General features: G+C 69.4%; 20 protein-coding genes. 8 read left to right on the top strand and 12 right to left on the bottom strand.

Annotated elements, in window-relative coordinates; genetic code table 11:
• The first annotated feature begins 84 nt into the window (after positions 1–84).
• The gene (locus tag ACN8HC_RS01970; protein ID WP_490073187.1) at positions 85–939 is read left to right on the top strand and encodes a prephenate dehydratase; all 855 of its coding nucleotides are present in this window, start codon (positions 85–87) and stop codon (positions 937–939) included.
• Positions 940–953: 14 nt separating this feature from the next.
• Here ACN8HC_RS01970 and ACN8HC_RS01965 read toward each other — a convergent pair whose 3' ends face one another.
• From ACN8HC_RS01965 to ACN8HC_RS01955, 3 genes are all read right to left on the bottom strand, one after another.
• Positions 954–1,700 (bottom strand): class F sortase, encoded by a 747-nt coding sequence (locus ACN8HC_RS01965; protein ID WP_490073186.1) that lies wholly within the window; start codon positions 1,698–1,700, stop codon positions 954–956.
• Positions 1,701–1,783: 83 nt separating this feature from the next.
• Positions 1,784–2,239, bottom strand: a complete 456-nt coding sequence (locus ACN8HC_RS01960) for an SRPBCC family protein (protein ID WP_490073185.1) — start codon at positions 2,237–2,239, stop codon at positions 1,784–1,786.
• Entirely contained in the window at positions 2,236–3,150 is a 915-nt protein-coding gene (locus tag ACN8HC_RS01955; protein WP_490073184.1) for a diacylglycerol/lipid kinase family protein, read from the bottom strand. Before ACN8HC_RS01955 ends, ACN8HC_RS01960 begins: the two co-directional genes overlap by 4 nt.
• 96 nt (positions 3,151–3,246) lie before the next feature.
• Here ACN8HC_RS01955 and serS point away from each other — a divergent pair, with 96 nt between their 5' ends.
• The 4 genes from serS (at position 3,247) to ACN8HC_RS01935 (ending at position 7,070) form a co-directional block, all read left to right on the top strand.
• On the top strand, positions 3,247–4,557 hold the full coding sequence (serS, locus tag ACN8HC_RS01950; protein WP_490073183.1) for a serine--tRNA ligase: 1,311 nt from the start codon (positions 3,247–3,249) through the stop codon (positions 4,555–4,557).
• Between the two features lie 232 nt (positions 4,558–4,789).
• Positions 4,790–5,572, top strand: a complete 783-nt coding sequence (locus ACN8HC_RS01945) for an HAD family hydrolase (RefSeq protein WP_490073182.1) — start codon at positions 4,790–4,792, stop codon at positions 5,570–5,572.
• A 1-nt stretch (position 5,573) separates the two neighbouring features.
• Complete coding sequence (locus tag ACN8HC_RS01940) at positions 5,574–6,389, top strand: TrmH family RNA methyltransferase (RefSeq protein ID WP_490073181.1); 816 nt, start codon at positions 5,574–5,576, stop codon at positions 6,387–6,389.
• A 27-nt stretch (positions 6,390–6,416) separates the two neighbouring features.
• The gene (locus tag ACN8HC_RS01935) at positions 6,417–7,070 is read left to right on the top strand and encodes a VOC family protein (RefSeq protein ID WP_490073180.1); all 654 of its coding nucleotides are present in this window, start codon (positions 6,417–6,419) and stop codon (positions 7,068–7,070) included.
• Between the two features lie 23 nt (positions 7,071–7,093).
• On the opposite strand, the gene ACN8HC_RS01930 is transcribed toward ACN8HC_RS01935, so the two are convergent.
• The 5 genes from ACN8HC_RS01930 to ACN8HC_RS01910 form a co-directional block, all read right to left on the bottom strand.
• Positions 7,094–7,309 carry a heavy-metal-associated domain-containing protein gene (locus tag ACN8HC_RS01930; protein ID WP_490073179.1) on the bottom strand — a complete coding sequence of 72 codons (216 nt, stop codon included), beginning with the start codon at positions 7,307–7,309 and terminating at the stop codon, positions 7,094–7,096.
• 28 nt (positions 7,310–7,337) lie between these two features.
• The gene (locus tag ACN8HC_RS01925; protein ID WP_490073178.1) at positions 7,338–7,619 is read right to left on the bottom strand and encodes a metal-sensitive transcriptional regulator; all 282 of its coding nucleotides are present in this window, start codon (positions 7,617–7,619) and stop codon (positions 7,338–7,340) included.
• Between the two features lie 107 nt (positions 7,620–7,726).
• The gene (gene purB / locus ACN8HC_RS01920; RefSeq protein ID WP_490073177.1) at positions 7,727–9,139 is read right to left on the bottom strand and encodes an adenylosuccinate lyase; all 1,413 of its coding nucleotides are present in this window, start codon (positions 9,137–9,139) and stop codon (positions 7,727–7,729) included.
• A gap of 65 nt (positions 9,140–9,204) precedes the next feature.
• The gene (locus tag ACN8HC_RS01915; protein WP_490073176.1) at positions 9,205–10,164 is read right to left on the bottom strand and encodes an FAD-dependent monooxygenase; all 960 of its coding nucleotides are present in this window, start codon (positions 10,162–10,164) and stop codon (positions 9,205–9,207) included.
• 9 nt (positions 10,165–10,173) lie between these two features.
• Entirely contained in the window at positions 10,174–10,953 is a 780-nt protein-coding gene (locus ACN8HC_RS01910) for a VOC family protein (RefSeq protein ID WP_490073175.1), read from the bottom strand.
• A 145-nt stretch (positions 10,954–11,098) separates the two neighbouring features.
• Between ACN8HC_RS01910 and ACN8HC_RS01905 the strand changes: the two genes are divergently transcribed.
• Positions 11,099–11,488, top strand: coding sequence for a hypothetical protein (locus tag ACN8HC_RS01905; protein WP_490073174.1), 390 nt, complete (start codon positions 11,099–11,101; stop codon positions 11,486–11,488).
• Positions 11,489–11,644: 156 nt separating this feature from the next.
• Positions 11,645–12,589, top strand: a complete 945-nt coding sequence (speB, locus tag ACN8HC_RS01900) for an agmatinase (protein WP_490073173.1) — start codon at positions 11,645–11,647, stop codon at positions 12,587–12,589.
• A gap of 28 nt (positions 12,590–12,617) precedes the next feature.
• Here speB and ACN8HC_RS01895 read toward each other — a convergent pair whose 3' ends face one another.
• The 4 genes from ACN8HC_RS01895 to ACN8HC_RS01880 form a co-directional block, all read right to left on the bottom strand.
• Complete coding sequence (locus ACN8HC_RS01895; RefSeq protein WP_490073172.1) at positions 12,618–13,139, bottom strand: low molecular weight protein-tyrosine-phosphatase; 522 nt, start codon at positions 13,137–13,139, stop codon at positions 12,618–12,620.
• Between the two features lie 15 nt (positions 13,140–13,154).
• Positions 13,155–14,327 carry a galactokinase gene (gene galK / locus ACN8HC_RS01890; RefSeq protein ID WP_490073171.1) on the bottom strand — a complete coding sequence of 391 codons (1,173 nt, stop codon included), beginning with the start codon at positions 14,325–14,327 and terminating at the stop codon, positions 13,155–13,157.
• Complete coding sequence (gene galT / locus ACN8HC_RS01885) at positions 14,327–15,400, bottom strand: galactose-1-phosphate uridylyltransferase (RefSeq protein ID WP_490073170.1); 1,074 nt, start codon at positions 15,398–15,400, stop codon at positions 14,327–14,329. Before galT ends, galK begins: the two co-directional genes overlap by 1 nt.
• Before the next feature lie 149 nt (positions 15,401–15,549).
• Complete coding sequence (locus ACN8HC_RS01880; protein WP_490073169.1) at positions 15,550–16,248, bottom strand: DUF4282 domain-containing protein; 699 nt, start codon at positions 16,246–16,248, stop codon at positions 15,550–15,552.
• 174 nt (positions 16,249–16,422) lie between these two features.
• Here ACN8HC_RS01880 and ACN8HC_RS01875 point away from each other — a divergent pair, with 174 nt between their 5' ends.
• Positions 16,423–17,361, top strand: coding sequence for a LysR family transcriptional regulator (locus ACN8HC_RS01875; RefSeq protein ID WP_490073168.1), 939 nt, complete (start codon positions 16,423–16,425; stop codon positions 17,359–17,361).
• Positions 17,362–17,419 lie beyond the last annotated feature (58 nt).

Below are 17,419 nucleotides of genomic sequence, written 5' to 3'. Positions count from 1 at the left end.
CGAACCCATCGATTCCCTCGTCCTCACCGGGTGGTGTGGGTCACCCGGCAGGGCGTATGACAGTGGCGCTCGTAAACTTCGGGAGTGATCCAGCATCGACGCATCGCCTATCAGGGCGAACCCGGCTCCAACTCGCACGCCGTGTGCGAACGCGAATACCCCCACCTGGAGGCCGTGCCGTGCGCCTCGTTCGAGGACGTCTTCGCGGCCGTGGAGCGGACCGACGACGGCGGCCCGGATGCCGATCTGGCGTTGATCCCGATCGACAACTCGGTGGCCGGACGCGTCTCCGACATACATCACTTCCTGCCGGCGAGCAGTCTGCACATCGTCGCCGAGCACTTCCACCGGGTCCGGTTCTCGCTGATGGGGGTCCCGGGTGCGTCCCTCGACCAACTACGCACGGTGCACAGCCACGTGCACGCGCTCGGCCAGTGCCGCCACGTGATCCACGAGCTCGGCCTCGAGCCGGTGATCTCCGGTGACACGGCCGGCGCCGCACGCGAGGTCGCCGAGGCCGGAGACCCGACGATGGCCGCGATCAGTCCGCCGCTGGCGGCGTCGATCTACGGGCTGGACGTGCTGCGCGAGGACATCGAGGACGAGGACCACAACACCACTCGCTTCGTGGTGTTGTCCCGGGACTTCGTGGTGCCGCCGCGGGGTTCGGGGCCGATGGTGACCAGCTTCATCTTCAACGTCCGCAACATCCCGGCCGCGCTCTACAAGGCGCTCGGCGGGTTCGCCACCAACGGCATCAACATGACGAAGCTCGAGTCCTACATGGTGGGCGGCAGATTCGCCGCCACGCAGTTCCTCAGCGAGGTCGACGGGCACCCGGACGATCCCGGGCTGAAGCGTGCGCTGGACGAACTGCGCTTCTTCACCACCGACGTCAAGATCCTCGGGGTGTATGCCGCCGCGCCCGAGCGGCACTGAGTCGTACCCACGGCTCAGGCCGGCTTGGTCCAGACCACGAAGTTGTTCAGGTGATGCCCGGCGACCATCGGTGAGTCGATGTCGCAGGTGACGAGCACGACGACCGGCGTCGAGCTGCCGCCCCACACCCGCTGGTCGGTCGTGAGTTCGTTCTTCGGCACCGACTCCAGGTGGGTGACCGTGAGGCTGACGGCCTTGTCGTTCGCGCACAGCACGGACACGGCGGTGCCGACCCGGACGTTGCGCAGGTTGTAGAAGTTGTCGGGGCCGTCATACGTCACGTGACCGGCGATCACCGAGATGCCGCGCTGCCCCGGCTGTGCCGACCGGTCGTACCACATCGTGGTGTGCGGTGGCGGGTAGATCTGGCCCTGCGCGTTTGTTCCCATCGCGACGACCCGCTCCCCGGTGATGCCGACGCCGGAGACCGTCAGACTGGCCGGAATGCACGGAGCACCGGCGGGATTCGCGATCGGCACCGGGGTGCTGTTGCTGCGCGGCTTCGGCAGCGGCGATGCGTGCCCGGTCGACGCCGTCGGCGACGGTTTGACGGAGCGTTTCGGCACGGAACTGCTGCTCGCGACGGTCGACGAGTCGCCGGTGCCGGATGTCGACCACGACGGGAGTGCAGCCGCCCGCCCGGAGCCGTTCTGCAGGCCGGCGGCGAGCGCCAGTCCACCGGCCACCGCGAGAGCGGCGCCGACGGCGATCGCGATGCTGCCCTTCCGGCGGGTGCGGCGCCGCATCTCGCGGGTCTGCATGCGAAGTCCTCGGTCGTCGACGAACGTGCGGATCGGGCCGACCCCGACCTGCCCCGATTATGTCGCCCGCTGCCCGATCGGGGTCAGCCGGCCGATGCGCGACGCTGCAGCCCGCGCATGCCGCTGCGCATCATCATCGCGTGGTTCGCGACGAGCACTGGCCGCAGCAGCCGCCAACCGGCCAGCCGGCCGGCCCAGCCGGACATCCGCACCTCGACCTCCTGGGTGTAGTGCAGCCAGGTCGCCGCGGCGCCGTCGGCGCGCAGCGCGAACTGCGACCAGCCGACCAGGTCACCGGCCAAGGTCGCTCGCAGCACGCCGGACTCTCGGTCGGCGCGCTCGGAGGTGAGCTCGATCCGCAGCGTCATGGGGAGCACGCTGCGGATCTCGGTGCGGCCGTGGGTGTCGTCATACGGGACCACCGAGCGGATCTGTGGCCACCACTCCGGCCACCGCTCGGCGTCCCGCAGCACCTCGAAGACCGCGTCGCGGGGGGCCGCGAGGTGGTGGGTGCTGGCGAAGCGGAACCGCTGCCTCATCGCGGCAGCCGCACCGTCAATGCACCACGATCGGCGCGGAACCGGGCCGTGCGCGCGGTGCCGATGACATCGCCGTCGAGCTCCACCCGCTGCGGTGCGTCGGCCGAGATGATGAGTTCGGCGCACTGGGCGCGGCGGAAGTGTGCGGAGTCGGTCCGCGAGCGGGCGACGACCTTGCTGAGCACCGGCGCCCAGCGCAGCCCGCCACCACGCACGACGACGGCGTCGAGCAGGCCGTCGTCGACGACGGCATCCGGCATCAGCTGCAGCCCACCCTGCAGGATCCCGCAGTTGCCGGCGAGCACGGCGGTCACGTCGCGGTGGAACGGCGGCCGGTCATCGAACCCGATGCGCGCCGAAAAACGTTCGTGGCGCACCTGTTTCAGCCCCGCCACGAGGTATGCCGCCCAGCCGAGACGCGACTTCAGCTTCTCGGTGGTGTCGGCCATGATGTCCGCGTCGCGGCCGATCCCGCCCATCACCAAGCCGATGTGCTCGTCGGCGAAGTCACCGGATCCATCGGCGTCCAGACCGACCCGGATCGCATCGACCGGCGTGTCGGCGCCGGACAGCGCGATGCGCAGGGCATCGGCGTACCGGCCGACCGGGAGGCGTAATTGGCGGGCGAAGAGGTTGCCGGTGCCGCCGGCCAGCACGGCGAGCGGTGTGCCGGTGCCGAGCAGCGCGGTGGCGACATACCGGATGGTGCCGTCGCCGCCGAGGACAGCGACCAGATCGACGTGCCGGGCGAGCGCGTCATACGCCTGGGTCGTGCCCGGCTGCGCGACGCTGGTCTCGGACCACAGCGGCGGCGCCCAGCCGTATCCCCGGAAGACAGCGGTCAGCTGGTCCCGCAACGACCGCACGTCCTTCACCTTGGTGGGATTGACGATCACCGCAGCACGCTGCACTGGGTGCACCTTCCTCGTTACTCACCGGTCACTTCGACTCCGGCTGACGTTATCGGGTTGCACAAGGCAGCGGCGCGCCGCGTAGCCTTGCCTGTCGTGATCGACATCAAGCTAGTGCGTGACAACCCCGACCTCGTGCGTGCGAGCCAGCGCGCTCGCGGCGCCGACGAGAGCCTGGTCGACCAGGTGCTCGCTGCCGACGAGAAGCGCCGCTCGTCCATCACCGAGTTCGAGAGCCTGCGCTCGCAGCAGAAGTCGGTCAGCAAGTCGGTCGGTGCGGCGATGGGCAAGCTCAACGCGGCGCGGAAGGCCGGCTCGGCAGATGTCGACGTGCTGGCCAAGGAGGCCGATGAGGCCCGGGCCAAGGCGGCCGAGCTGGCGGCCGAGGTCAAGCGTCGCGAAGCCGCCGCCGACCAGGAGGACAAGGACTTCACCACGCTCATCCGGGAGCTCGACAACATCGTGCTCGACGGTGTGCCCGCCGGCGGCGAGGACGACTTCGAGACGCTGGAAATCATCGGCACGCCACGGGAGTTCGACTTCGAGCCGCTGGACCACCTGGCGCTCGGTGAGAAGCTCGGCGCCATCGACATGGAGCGCGGCGCCAAGGTCAGCGGCTCGCGGTTCTACTTCCTCAAGGGTGCCGGCGCACGGCTGTCCAACGCGCTGATGGCCTACGCGCAGAGCATCGCCGCGGAGGAGGGTTTCACTCCGCTGGTCGTCCCCACGCTCGTCAGTGCCGCCACCATGGGCGGCACCGGTTACCTCGACGCGCACGAGGACGTCTACCACCTGGCCTCGGACGACCTCTACCTCACGGGGACCAGCGAGGTCGCGCTCGCCGGCTACCACACCGACGAGATCATCGACCTGTCCGACGGTCCGCTGCGTTACACCGCCACCTCGACCTGCTACCGCCGGGAGGCCGGCTCCTACGGCAAGGACACCCGCGGCATCTTCCGCGTGCACCAGTTCACCAAGACCGAGATGTTCGTCTACTGCGACCCGGCGCAGGCCGAGGCCGAGCACCAGAACCTGCTGCGCATCGAGCGGCGCCTGCTGGACGGTCTGGAGCTGCCCTACCGGGTCATCGACGTCGCCGCCGGCGACCTCGGCGGGTCGGCCGCGCGCAAGTTCGACTGCGAGGCGTGGGTGCCGACCCAGGGCAAATACCGCGAGCTCACTTCGACGTCGAATTGCACGACTTATCAGGCGCGTCGGCTGAACATCCGACAGCGCAGCGAGGGCGGCAAGACCGAGTTCGTCGCCACGCTCAACGGCACGATGCTCACCGACACCCGGCCGATCGTCGCGCTGCTGGAGAACCACCAGCAGGCCGACGGTTCGATCCGGGTGCCGGCCGCGCTGCAGCCGTTCCTGGGGACCGACGTCATCCGCCCCGCCTGAGGAGTGTCCGCGGGCCACGACTTCCCCAACCCCGGGCCCACCCTGACGGCCCGACTCACGGCTGACGGTCGAATTCCCCCGTCACTCGTGAATATCGCCGTCAGAGTCGTATGGCGGCTTCCGGCATACCGTCGAGCACGGCCGACGGCAGGACCCGGAAGTGACGAAGACATACCGACTGTGGACGACCTCAGCCGACGATTGCCGAGTGAGCGACCCATACGCTGTCCCCGTGCGGAAGAAACTGGTCGCCCTGGACATCGACGGGACGCTGCTCCACCACGACGGATACCTGAGTGACGAAGTGAGGGACGCGGTGCGGGCCGTCGCCGACGCCGGTCACCACGTCGTCATCGCCACGGGACGAAGCATTCTGGGCGCCGAGCCGATCATCCAAATGCTCTCCTTGACAAGCGGATTCGCGGTCACCTCCAACGGCGCGGTGATCGCCACGTTGCACGGCTCCGGCTGGGAGATCGTCGACAAGGTGACCTTCGACCCGGCACCCGTCCTCGAGGTGCTGAAGGACGCCTGGCCGGACGCGGTGGTCGGCGTCGAGGAGCCGGGCGTCGCGACGAAGGTCAGCGGCCCCTTCCCGGACGGCGAACTCATCGGCCCCATCAAGGTGCTCGGCTGGGACGAGCTCGGCAAGGAGCCCACCACGCGCCTCACCTTCCGGTCGCCGAGCGGGACCTCGGAGGACTTCGTCCAACTGGTGGACCGGCTGGGTCTGCACGGCGTCAACTACGCCGTCGGGTTCACCGCCTGGCTGGACGTCAACCCCGAGGGCGTCTCCAAAGCGTCGGCGCTCGAACAGGTCCGGCGCCGGCTGCAGGTCGAGCCGGCCGACACGGTCGCGATCGGCGACCACACCAACGACCTGGAGATGCTCAACTGGGCGGCACGTGGGGTCGCGATGGGCCAGGCGCCCGACGAGGTCAAGGCCGCCGCGGACGAGGTGACCGGCCCGATCGAGGAGGACGGCGCGGCCGTCATACTCCGGCAGCTGGCGTGACGTGGCCGACCAGACGATCACCTCGGCGGCCAACCCGCGGCTCAAGGCGCTCGTCGCGTTGCGTCGTCGGCGGCACCGGGAGGAGGCGGGACGCACCCTGCTGGAGGGGTATGACGAGCTCGGTCTCGCACTCGAGGCGGGTGTCCGGCCCCAGGAGCTCTACATCTGCAGCGAGCTGATGGCCGACCCGACGGCACAGGACGAGGTGGTGCGGCGCTCGCGGGACGCCGGCGCACAGATCGTCCGGCTGGGTCGAGCGGCGTTCGAGAAGGTCGCCTACCGCGAGGGTGCGGACGGGTTCCTCGCGGTCGTGCCGGCCGTCGGCGCCGCGCCGCGCGAGCTGACGCTGCCGGACAACTCACTGCTGTTGATCGCCGAAAGCGTCGAGAAGCCAGGCAATCTCGGCGCAATGTTGCGCACCGCGGATGCTGCTGGAGTCGACGCAGTGGTCGCGGCGAATCCGGTGACCGACTGGGGCAACCCCAACGTCGTGCGCAGCTCGAAGGGCACGGTCTTCTCGGTGCAGGTGGCCACGGCGACCACTGACGAGACGCTCGGTTGGGCACGCGAGCGCGGCATCCGGCTGGTCGCCGCGACACCGGCCGCGACCGCGCTGCACACCGACGTCGACCTCACCGGCCCGGTCGCGATCCTGGTCGGCACGGAGAAGGAGGGGCTGACCACGGAGGCGCTCGACGTTGCCGACGTCCGTGTCCGGATCCCCATGACCGGCAAGGCCAATTCGCTGAATGTGGCCACCTCGGCGGCGATCATTCTTTACGAAGCCGTACGTCAGCGCGGACCCGCTGCACGTTGAGCTGAGCCGCAGTGGCACCATCGGTTCATGCGAGTTGATCATCTGGTTTTTGCCGCAGAACCTGACGGAATGGTCGCAACCGCGAAGCGACTCGGGGCGCTGCTGGGGGTTGAGCCGGTCGATGGCGGCCTGCACCCGCGATTCGGCACTCGCAATTCGATCATCCCGCTCATGGAGCACCGGTTCGTCGAGGTCGTCGAGGTGCTCGACCACCCGGCGTCCGACAAGGCGCCCTTCGGTCAGGCGGTCCGCGCGCGGTCCGCTGCCGGCGGCGGCTGGCTCGGCTGGGTCGTCGAGGTCGAGGACATGTCGATCGCCGAGCGGCTGCTGGGCCGCAGCGCGGTGCCCGGCAATCGGCACCGTCCCGACGGTGTGGAGATCTGCTGGAAGCAGATCGGCATCCTGGGCCTGCTGGCCGACCCGCAGGTGCCGTTCTTCATCGAATGGCAGAAGGGTCAGGACCACCCGTCCACCGAGGGCCCGACGACCGCGGCGCTCGCGGGTATGCAGATCGCCGGGTCGCCGGAGCGGATCCGGGAGTGGCTCGGCCTGGTCGGCGAGCCCGGCGTCGACCGGGAGGACTGGGAGCCGGACATCGAGTTCGACTTCGCCGCGCTGCACGGCACACCCGGCGTCATGTCGGTGACGTTCGACTGCAGCAAGGGCCGCGTCATCATCTGACGCGGTGCCCGTGGCGGTGCGGGTCAGCCGACGACCTGGTAGCCCGCCTCGTCGACGGCGTCCGCGACGGCCTGCGCGTCGAGGTCGCCCTCGCTGGTGATGATCACCGGCGAGTTGCCGCCCTCGTGCAGGTCGATCTGCACGTCCTGCACGCCGTCGATGGTCTTGAGTTCTTCGGTGACCGCGTTGACGCAGTGTCCGCAGGTCATGCCGTGCACGATGATGTCGGTCCGGGTCATTGCTCCTCCTTCGAGCGTTTGGGGTGGATCAGCTGCGCACCAGGCGGGCGATTGCGTCGGACGCCTCACGCACCTTCTGCTCGGCAGCTTCGTCGGATTCACGGGCCGCGTCGACGACGCAGTGCCCGACGTGGTCTTCGAGCAGGCCGAGGCTCACCGTCTGTAGCGCCTTCGTGACCGCGCTGACCTGGGTGAGCACGTCGATGCAGTAGGTGTCTTCCTCAACCATGCGCTGGATGCCGCGAACCTGCCCCTCGATCCGCCGCAGCCGCTTGAGGTAGTCGTCCTTGGTGCCGGTGTAACCAGCCATGTGGGTGCCTCCCAGCGTGCGGTGCGTCTCGACGGGTGGCGGATGTCCTGGCCCGTCATACAGGCGAACAGTATACCCCTCGGGGGTATTCCGCGCGTCGCGTCCGGTCAGCCCTGCAGGAACTTCACCAGCTGCGGCGCGAGCCCGACATACGTCGCCGGCGTGAGCCGCAGGAAGCGGTCCTCGACGGTGTTGGGCAGGCCGAGTCCGCGCACGAACTCGCGTAGGTCGGCCTCGCTGATCCGCCGGCCACGGGTGAGTTCCTTGAGCCGCTCGTAGGGCTGCTCCATGCCGGGCACCCCCCGCGCGCCGAGCGCCCGCATCGCTGACTGGATCGGCTCGCCGAGCACCTCCCAGTTGGCGTCCAGATCGGCAGCCATCTTCTGCGGGACGGCGTCCAGTCCGGCCAGCCCCCGGGAGACGTTGTCGATCGCCAGCAGCGAGTGCCCGTATGCCGTGCCGATGTTCCGCTGCATCGAGGAGTCGGTGAGGTCACGCTGCAGGCGGGAGGTGACCAGTGTGCGGCACAGCACGTCGAAGATGCCGTTGCTCAGCTCGAGATTGGCCTCGGCGTTCTCGAACCGGATCGGGTTGACCTTGTGCGGCATCGTGCTCGAGCCGACCGTGCCCTGCCCGCGTGACTGGGCGAAGTAGCCCATCGAGATGTAGGTCCACACGTCGGTGGCGAGGTTGTGCAGGATCGAGTTGAAGCGCGACACGTCGCTGTAGATCTCGGCCTGCCAGTCGTGACTCTCGATCTGCGTGGTGAGCGGGTTCCACTGCAGCCCAAGGCCTTCGACGAAGAGCTGCGAGACCTCGATCCAGTCGGTGGTCGGCACGGCGGCCACGTGCGCGCCATAGGTGCCGGTGGCACCGTTGATCTTGCCGAGGTATTCGGCGCGCTCGATGCGCCGCAGCTGCCGGCGCAACCGGTGCGCGAGAACGGCCAGCTCCTTGCCCATCGTCGTTGGCGTGGCCGGCTGTCCGTGGGTGTGCGCGAGCAGTGGCACATCCGCGAGTTCGCGCGCCATCGCGGCGATCTGGTCGACCAGCGCCGACGCCCGCGGCAGCCAGACCCGCCGAGTGGCGCCCTGCACCATCAGCGCGTAGGAGAGGTTGTTGATGTCCTCGCTGGTGCAGGCGAAGTGGACCAGCTCGGACAGGCCCGCGGCGTCCTGTGCGCCGACGATCTGCGGCAGCCGCCGCTTCAGGTAGTACTCGACCGCCTTGACGTCGTGCACGGTCTCCCGCTCGATGTCCGCGAGTTCGGCGATGTCGGCGACGTCGAACTGCTGTGGGATGTCGCGCAGTTGCCTGATCTCCTCGTCGGTCAGCCGGCGCACGCCGGGCACCGCACCCTGCCGGGTGAGGTGGATCAGCCACTCGACCTCGACGTGCACCCGCTCACGGTTGAGCGCGGCCTCGGACAGGTAGTCGACCAGTGGAGCGACGGCGGCGCGGTAGCGCCCGTCCAGGGCGCCGAGCGCGATCGGCGGGTGGGCTTCAGCAAGCGAACGCATGGCTCCCAGTGTCCCAGAGGCGTCGACCCGTGCGTCTCGCGCGTCCGCCGAACTTCGTGGGGTGCTCAAGGTATGGCGAGCGCCACGCGCATCACGGCCGCCGACGCGACCCGCGCGAACTGCGTTGCCGGCACTCGCCGTGCCTGCCAGCGTCGCAGGTCGGCACCGGTGTTGAGCGTCCCCGCAAGGGTTGCCGCGTCGACGATCGCGCTGCAGGCGCCGCGGCCGAGGTTGGGCAGCATCCCGTGCGCCGCGTCCCCGATCACGACGTATCGGCCGCGGACGTAGCGCTGCAACGGCGGCGTCACCCACAGTGCCGTAGCCAGGGTGTCCGGGCCGGCCTCGGCGAGCACTCGGCGGACGAGCGGTGCTGCGGCGCGGAAGCGGTCACGCGCCTCGTCCAGCACCTGCGCCACATCGAGCGGCTCGGTCAGCCGGCTGCGGTGAGTGGTGAACCAGTAGCTGCGGTTGTCGCCGATGGTCACGACACCCGCGACCAGCCCGCGTCCCCAGTATTCGCCCGCGTTCTCGAGTTGCGTTGGCGTGTCACGGATTCCTCGGAGCGCGAGGTATGGCGTCGCCACCCGCTCGGCGGCGTGCGGCGCGACCAGCCCGCGCACCCGGCTGCGCACGCCGTCCGCGCCGATCACCAGATCGGCCTCCAGGGCGGCCGGATCGGTGACCTCCTCGGTGACCTGGCGGACCGTCGGGGGCACGGCGGACTGCAGCGCCGCGAGCAGCGCCGGCCGGTCGACCAGCACCGGCCCGCCTCGGCGCGCGGCCGCTACCCGGCGGCCGTCGATGTGGTGCAACCCGCCTGCGGCGCGTCGCGAGCCGGACGCCGGGAATGCGTCGATCGAGCGCAGCACCCGCTCCGCCGGCCGCCACAGCCCGAGCGCGCTCCCGGTCAATGCGCGCTCCGGCTGCGCCTCGTGCAGGATCACCTCGAAACGGCCGGTGTCGAGCAGAGCTGCCAGGGTCAGCCCCGCGATGCCGCCACCGACGATCGCGACCCGTTTCGTCATACCAGCGACTCAGCCGGCGGTGGAATCGTCCATCTCGACGACCGTGAAGGTCTCGCCGTACTTGCCCTGCAGCACCGCCTCCGGGCCGACGGGCGTGTCCAGCGTCATCAGAATCGATGCACCGAGCTCCTGGGCGATCTGTGCGGAGGAAGCACAGTCGGCGACGGCGAAATGCACCAGCCAGCTCGGCGGTGCGTCGTCCGGCAATTGCTCCGCTTGATGGATGCCGCACACCGTGTCGCCGGTCGCCAGCTTCGCGATCGAGTAGGAGTCGCCGCGGTCGTCATACAGATAGCCGAAAACGTCGCTGTAGAAGGCTTTGGAGCCCTCGAAGTCGCGCGTCAACAGGTCGTTCCACGCCACCGAGCCCGGCTCGTTGACCAGTCCGAGGCCGAGCAGACCGGTGCCCTGCCACAGCCCGAAGAACGCGCCGGTCGGGTCGGCGCAGTAGGCGGCGCGACCGAGCGTCGGGACGTCGAACGGCGGCGTGAGGACCTTGCCACCGGCCGCCGTGACCACTGCACACGTGGCGTCGACGTCGTCGGTCGCGAAGTAGGTCGTCCAGAACGACGGTGCCTCACCGCCGTACTTGTGCTCCAGTCCCGCGACCGGCAGATCGTCCTTGCGGCAGACGAGATAGTCGCTCGGCTCGACGCCGCGGCGCACGTCCCAGCCGAAGAGTTTCTCGTAGAAGTCCTGGGCGTGGTGCATGCCGCGGTGGGCCGGCTCGAAGGCGCAGTCGACCCAGCACGGTGTGCCGGTCGGCCACGGCGTGGTGCGAGTAACCATGCACCGAGGGTAGACGCCGACGGGTGCGCGGTCTCAGCTTCTGAACTGGAACGTCAGGAAATCACCAAGGTTTGACCAAGCCACGAACACGAGCCAGGTCGCCGACCTACCGTGAGCGCATTGCCACGAGGGCGGAGGTGCAGGGATGCGGGATCCCATGCAGTCGACGAGTTTCCGCGTGTCGCGGGAGGCGGCAGGGCGGTTGCTCGGCGATGCCGAGGCGCTGCGCGCACTGCTGTCGTATGTCGAGACGCGCCAGCGGGCTGCCGGCGCCGACATCGCCACGCGCATCCACCTCGACATTGCGGAAGCGATCGTCGACGCGCACATCGAAGAGCTCAGCGAGCCCGGGCTGCCGTCGGCCGCGGTCGAGGCACTGCGCACCGACGGCCGCCGTCGGGTCGTCATCGCGGCGGTCCACTACGTGGCGACGCGGGACCGACCGGGTTGCCCGACCGATGCCGACGAGCCGGACGACCTGGAGATCCTGCGCTGGGCAACGGATTTCGCCCGCGGCGCCTGCCCGGTCGGCTGAGGCGGCGGGGGCATCCCCCTCACCGAGAGGACAACAAAAATCCGAGAGGACGACATCGGACGGCCGAAGAGGGCCGATTCGGTCCATTTTCGTGTCCTGTCGGTGCTGTGCTTGTCTCTCGGTGAAATGCGCCACCAGTCTCGGAGAGGTAGCCACATGACACAGCCCATCGTCGGTCCCGTCGACGCCACGACCGACCCGCGCTACAGCGGATTTGCGACCTTCGCGCGGTTACCGCGTCTGTCGGACCTGCCGGACGCCGACACGGTGATCTGGGGCGTGCCGTTCGACAGCGGGGTGAGCTACCGGCCCGGTGCGCGGTTCGGGCCGTCGCACGTGCGGCAGAGTTCGCGGCTGCTGCGGCCCTACAACCCGGCTCAGGACAACGAACCGTTCGCCCGAGCGCAGGTCGCCGACGGCGGTGACCTCGGGGTCAACCCGTTCGACATCGAGGCGGCGATCTCCGCGATCGAAGCCGCGGCCCGCGACGTCAGCGGGACCGGCCGGTCCCTGGTCACGATCGGTGGCGATCACACGATCGCCTTGCCGTTGCTGCGCGTTCAAGCCGAGCGGCACGGCCCGATTGCGGTGTTGCACTTCGACGCACACCTCGACACCTGGGACACCTACTTCGGGGCGCCCTACACGCACGGCACACCCTTCCGGCGAGCCGCCGAGGAAGGCCTCATCGATTCCGGCCACGCGATGCACGTCGGGCTGCGCGGACCGCTCTACAGCCGGCTGGACCTCGACGAGAGCGAGCAGTTCGGTTTCGCCGCCGTGCACTGTCGCGACTTCGCCCGTCAGCCGCTGGACGACATCATCAACCGGATCCGCGCGCGGCTCGGTGACCGACCCGTCTACGTCTCGCTCGACATCGATGTGCTGGATCCGGCGTTCGCACCCGGCACAGGGACGCCGGAGGCGGGCGGCCTGACCAGCCTGCAGCTGCTGGAGGTGCTGCGCGGGCTGACCGGCCTCAACGTGATCGGCGCCGACATCGTCGAGGTGTCCCCGGCATACGACCACGCCGAGATCACCGGCATCGTGGCAGCGCACACGATCTACGAGCTGCTCGGCATCGTCCCCGGACGGAGCTGAGGGAGCGGCGCCGCCCGAGCACCGTCAGTCAGGAGCCGAGCTCCCGTCGCAGCTCGCTCACCAGGCCGCGGCACGCGAGCTCGATCTCGTGCCGGCACCGGTCGAAGTCGCTCGCGTTGCCGAAGTAGGGGTCGTCCAACTCCAGCTCACCAGCTGCCGATGCGTCCGCGTCGAACTCGCGCACCAGTCGGGTCTCGGCGTTGATGTCCCGGCCCTCTGTCAGTTGCAGGAGGTCGCGCAGGTGTCCGCGGTCCGCGGCGAGGATCAGGTCGTGGTCGTCGAAGAAGGACGCCTCGAACTGGCGCGCCACGTGGGCCGTTCCGTCATACCCGCCGCGTTCGAGCGAGGCGACCGTGCGCGGGTCGGCTCCCTGCCCGACGTGCCAGTCGCCGATGCCGGCGGAGTCCACCTCGACCTCGTCACCCAGCCCGGCCTCGTCGAGCATCGTCCGGAGGATCACCTCGCCCATCGGCGAGCGGCAGATGTTGCCCGAGCACACGAAACAGACCCGGTATGCCGGGTCGTCCGCCGGAGAGGAGGAAGCAGTCACGCGGCCGACCTTACGTCACCGGATGCGGGCCGCACCTCGGCTGGCAACAGCTTCGAAAACCGTGGGCGCGGCGAAGCCGCCGGCTGCTGCCGCTGCCGCACATGCGTCCGCCACGGTGTCGGCCGCCTCGCGGTCGACGAGTGCGATCACGCAGCCGCCGAAGCCGCCCCCGGTCATCCGCGCGCCGTGCGCACCGGCGGTCACGGCAGCCTCCTGCAGAGCGTCGACGGAGGGCGCCGTGATCTCGAAGTCGTCACGCATCGATGCGTGGGAGGCGTTGAGCAGCGGGCCGATCCGGCGAGGGTCGTCCCCGGACACCAGCAGGCGGGCGACCTGCTCGACTCGCGCGGAGTCCGTGACCACGTGCCGTGCCCGGCGGCGGAGCAGCGGCGGCAGCTTGTCGAGCGTCCTCGCCAGGCTCTCCAGCGGCACGTCGCGCAGCTCACGCACCCCGAGCCGGAGCGCCGCCTCGTGCGAGGACTGGCGTCGTTCGGCGTATTCGCCGGTGGCGTGGGTGTGCTCGGTGTGCGAGTCGATGACCAACAGGGAGAGACCGGACGCGGGGAGGTCGAAGGGGATCTGCTCGATCGTCACGGCGCGGGTGTCGATCTGCATGGCGTGCGCCTCCTTGCCGCACACCGAGGCCAACTGGTCCATCAGCCCGGTCGGTGCGCCGGCGATCTCGTTCTCCGCGGCACGGCCCAGACCCGCGACCGCCTCGTGGTCGAGCCGCCATTCGAGGAGGTCGCACCAGGCACGGGCGGTTACGCACGACAGTGCCGCGGACGACGAAAGGCCGGCGCCGACAGGGACGTTCGAGTCCAGGGCGATGTCGAGCCCGCTCACCGGCAGGCCGCGCTCGGCTGCCGCCCACCCCACCCCGACGACGTATGCCGCCCAGCCGTAGTCCCCGCCTGCACGCACCTCGGACAGGTCCAGCTCGACGGGAGCGGTGCCGTCGACCGTCGCCGACCAGACCCGCACGACCCCGTCGTCGCGGCGGCGGACCACAGCGACGGTGTGCTGCGCGAGCGCGATCGGTAGCACGAATCCGCCGTTGTAGTCGGTGTGTTCGCCGATCAGGTTGACCCGGCCGGGCGCCGCCCAGCTGCCGTCGGGCGTCGCGTCATACAGCTCGCGGAAGCGAGCGACGAGGCGGTCGACGTCGACCGGCGCGGGCGTCGCCATCACTTCGCGTCCCGCAGGCGCTGCGCCATACCCTCCGGCAGGCCGTCGTTGACGAACGCGTCCTGTCCCGACTCGGATCCGGCAAGGAACTTCACCTTGCCCTCCGCGCGGCGGATGGAATAGAGCTCCAAGTGCAGCCAGGCGACGTCCCGGTGCTGACGCGCCGGCGCCTGCTGCCAGGCCGCGATGTAGGGAGTCGGCTCGGTATACAACCTGTCGAAGCGCTGCAGCACGTCCAGGTAGACCTCGACGAATCCGTCCCGTGCGGCGTCGTCCAGCGCCGGGAGGTCGGGGACCTGGCGCTTGGGGTAGAAGTGCACCTCGATCGGCCAGCGCGCGGCGAACGGCACAAACGCGATCCACTCCGCGTTCTCGGCGATCACCCTTGTGCCTGCTGCGGATTCGCTCCCGATGATGTCACCGAACAGGCTGCGCCCGGTCTCCACCAGGTAGGCCTGCGCGTGCTCCAGCTCGGTGGCCGCGCGCGGTGGCACGAACGGATAGGCGTAGATCTGCCCGTGCGGGTGCTGCAGGGTGACGCCGATTTCCTTGCCGCGGTTCTCAAAGGGAAAGACGTGCTGCACGCTCTCGATCGCGTTCAGCTCGGTGGTGCGGTCCGCCCAGGTGTCCACCACGAGCCGGGCCTGCTGCGGCGACAGCTGGGCGAACGACGCGTGGTGATCGCTGGTGAAACACACCACCTCGCAGCGGCCGCGCCCGGCACGCACCTGCTCCAGACCATCGCTCGCGCCGGAGGGCGCCTCGGCGTTCAGTTCGTATGACGGGAAACGGTTTTCGAACGCCACGACCTGATATTCGGCGGACGGCACCTCCGAGAGGTGATCGCGTGACGGGCAGAGCGGACACTGGTCGGCCGGCGGCAGGTACGTCCGGCTCTGCCGGTGCGAGGCGACCGCGATCCACTCTCCGGTCAGGGGGTCACGGCGCAGTTGCGAGCCGGTGACGGTGATGGGCAGATCGCGTCGGTCGGGGACCGGCGTGCGGTCGGTGCCGTCCGTGTCGTACCAGATGATTTGCCGTCCATCGGCCAGCCGACCGTCCGTGCGCTCCATGCTCGCCTCCTCCCGGTTGAACGTTGGAAAATGTTTATTCCTGTTGTATCACGTTCGGAGGGCTGCCGGTGGGGATTGCCAGGAGCTGACCGGACGCGAAAGCGGCCGGTGCCCCGCGGGGCACCGGCCGCATGCCGGGGAACGAGGCGTCAGGCCTTGGTGCGCTGCGCGATGCGCGCGACGTTGACCGCGAGCTCGAGGACGACGCGCACGATCGCGACGATGACCAGGAGCATGGCGAGGTCGGCGACCGAGTGCACGATCGCGGAGAAGGTGCCCATGTTCTTGACGCTCGTGCCGCCGAAGTCCTGGCTGCCGAAGTTGTACGCCAACTCGCTGATGAAGTTGATGACCGCCCACACGATGACGAGCAGATAGGTGAGGCCGGCGATCTTCTCGGTCAACGACTTCTTGAACTGCAGGTCCGACAAGAGGTCACCGATACCCTGCCCGGCGCCCGAGGCGATCTGCCCGGCGTCGGAGGCCCACTGCTGGCCGGCCTGCTGGGCGTGCCCCGCGAAACGGCCGTGCTGGGCCGGCCCCTGCTCGGGCTGCTGGCCGTAGCCCTGCTGGCCGTATGCCGGCTGCTGCGCACTCTGCTGGCCGTAGTCCTGCTGCGGCTCCGCCTGCTGCCGGGCGTAGTCCTGCTGCTGGCCGTACTCGTGCTGTGGGCCGTAGTCCTGCTGGCCGTATTCCTGCTGCTGCGGCGCCTGCTGACCGTACTCGGGCTGCGGCTGCTGACCCTGCTGTTGCCCGAAGTCCTGGCCGAGGCTCTGTCCCTGGTAGCCCTGGCCACCACCCTGGCCCTGCTGGTCGTTGTTCCACGAGCTACCTGTGGGCGTCGACATACATTCCCTCCTGGGTCTTGGGGAGGCCCCCGCGCGGCGGCCTGCTGTCGCCTCCCATCCAACCTGGTGACAGGCTGAGCGTCCAACGAACCCTCCGGTCGCGGCCAGATCCGGCATCTTCGGTCAGCTGCGTGGGTTGCGCGGGCTTCCCATAGCAGAACTTATAGTTCTGGCATGTTGGATTCGCGGCAGTTGCGGATGTTCCACGAAGTGGTGCGCTCCGGGTCCTACTCTGCCGCCGCCCGGTCGTTGGGTTACACGCAGCCCGCGATCAGCCAGCAGATGCGTGCGCTGGAGCGCGGCGTCGGCACTCCGTTGTTCACCCGCTCCGGGCGCAATCTGCGACTGACCGAGGCGGGCGAGTTGCTGTCGCGGCACACCGAGACGATCCTCGCGAACCTGAGTGCAGCGGCGGAGCAAGTTGCCGCCATCAAGCATCTGGCGCTGGGCCGGGTGCGCTTGTGCACCTTCCCGAGTGCGAGCGCGACGATCGTCGCAGCGGCGGTGAGCCGGTTGCGCGCCAGCAACCCGGGCGTCCGGGTCGAGCTGCTCGAGGCGGAGCCGCCGGAGTCGCTGGCTCTGTTGCGGGGCGGCGACTGCGACATCACGCTCGCGTTCAGCTATGACGCGGAGTCGGTCACGGATCAGGAGGGTATGGCGGCCACACCGCTGCTCGACGACGAGATGGTCGTGGTGCTTCCCGCCGACCACCCGCTGGCCAGGCGCCGCACCCTCGCCTTGGCGGAACTCGCCGACGAGACGTGGATCGCGGGCTGCCCGCGCTGCCGCACCACGTTCGTGGCGGCCTGCGCTGCTGGGGGGTTCAGTCCGGTCATCTCCTTCACGACCGACGACAACCTGGCCATGCAGAGCCTGGTCGTCGCGGGCACGGGGATCGCGGTGATGCCCGGTCTGGTGCTGTCGTTCCTCCGGCACCCGGGCGTGGTGGTCCGGCCGCTGCGGCCTGCCGTGCGTCGCGCGGTGACGGCATACACCCTTGCCGACTACCAGCACATCCCCGCGGTGGGCACCATGCTCGGTGCCCTGCGGGCGGCGTCCACTGAGCTGAAGGAGCAACGCAGCGGACCGCGTGGCTCCGCGAAGCATAAGTAGCACTTTGATCGGGTCCAATCAGTTCGGCCTGGTGGTAATGCGTTGGGCAGGACAGACT

This window comes from Flexivirga sp. YIM B11880 (genome assembly GCF_058148645.1).
Note: the sequence above shows the minus strand (reverse complement) of the source record. Positions and strands in the feature narration are given on the sequence as shown.

Coding starts and splice junctions, on each gene's coding strand:
- speB (WP_490073173.1), top strand. CDS start 11,645: ATGACACAGCCCATCGTCGGTCCCGTCGACGCCACGACCGACCCGCGC.
- galK (WP_490073171.1), bottom strand. CDS start 14,327: ATGGCGACGCCCGCGCCGGTCGACGTCGACCGCCTCGTCGCTCGCTTC.
- ACN8HC_RS01905 (WP_490073174.1), top strand. CDS start 11,099: ATGCGGGATCCCATGCAGTCGACGAGTTTCCGCGTGTCGCGGGAGGCG.
- ACN8HC_RS01925 (WP_490073178.1), bottom strand. CDS start 7,619: ATGGCTGGTTACACCGGCACCAAGGACGACTACCTCAAGCGGCTGCGG.
- ACN8HC_RS01880 (WP_490073169.1), bottom strand. CDS start 16,248: ATGTCGACGCCCACAGGTAGCTCGTGGAACAACGACCAGCAGGGCCAG.
- galT (WP_490073170.1), bottom strand. CDS start 15,400: ATGGAGCGCACGGACGGTCGGCTGGCCGATGGACGGCAAATCATCTGG.
- ACN8HC_RS01910 (WP_490073175.1), bottom strand. CDS start 10,953: ATGGTTACTCGCACCACGCCGTGGCCGACCGGCACACCGTGCTGGGTC.
- purB (WP_490073177.1), bottom strand. CDS start 9,139: ATGCGTTCGCTTGCTGAAGCCCACCCGCCGATCGCGCTCGGCGCCCTG.
- ACN8HC_RS01965 (WP_490073186.1), bottom strand. CDS start 1,700: ATGCAGACCCGCGAGATGCGGCGCCGCACCCGCCGGAAGGGCAGCATC.
- ACN8HC_RS01875 (WP_490073168.1), top strand. CDS start 16,423: ATGTTGGATTCGCGGCAGTTGCGGATGTTCCACGAAGTGGTGCGCTCC.
- ACN8HC_RS01915 (WP_490073176.1), bottom strand. CDS start 10,164: ATGACGAAACGGGTCGCGATCGTCGGTGGCGGCATCGCGGGGCTGACC.
- ACN8HC_RS01930 (WP_490073179.1), bottom strand. CDS start 7,309: ATGACCCGGACCGACATCATCGTGCACGGCATGACCTGCGGACACTGC.
- ACN8HC_RS01935 (WP_490073180.1), top strand. CDS start 6,417: ATGCGAGTTGATCATCTGGTTTTTGCCGCAGAACCTGACGGAATGGTC.
- ACN8HC_RS01960 (WP_490073185.1), bottom strand. CDS start 2,239: ATGAGGCAGCGGTTCCGCTTCGCCAGCACCCACCACCTCGCGGCCCCC.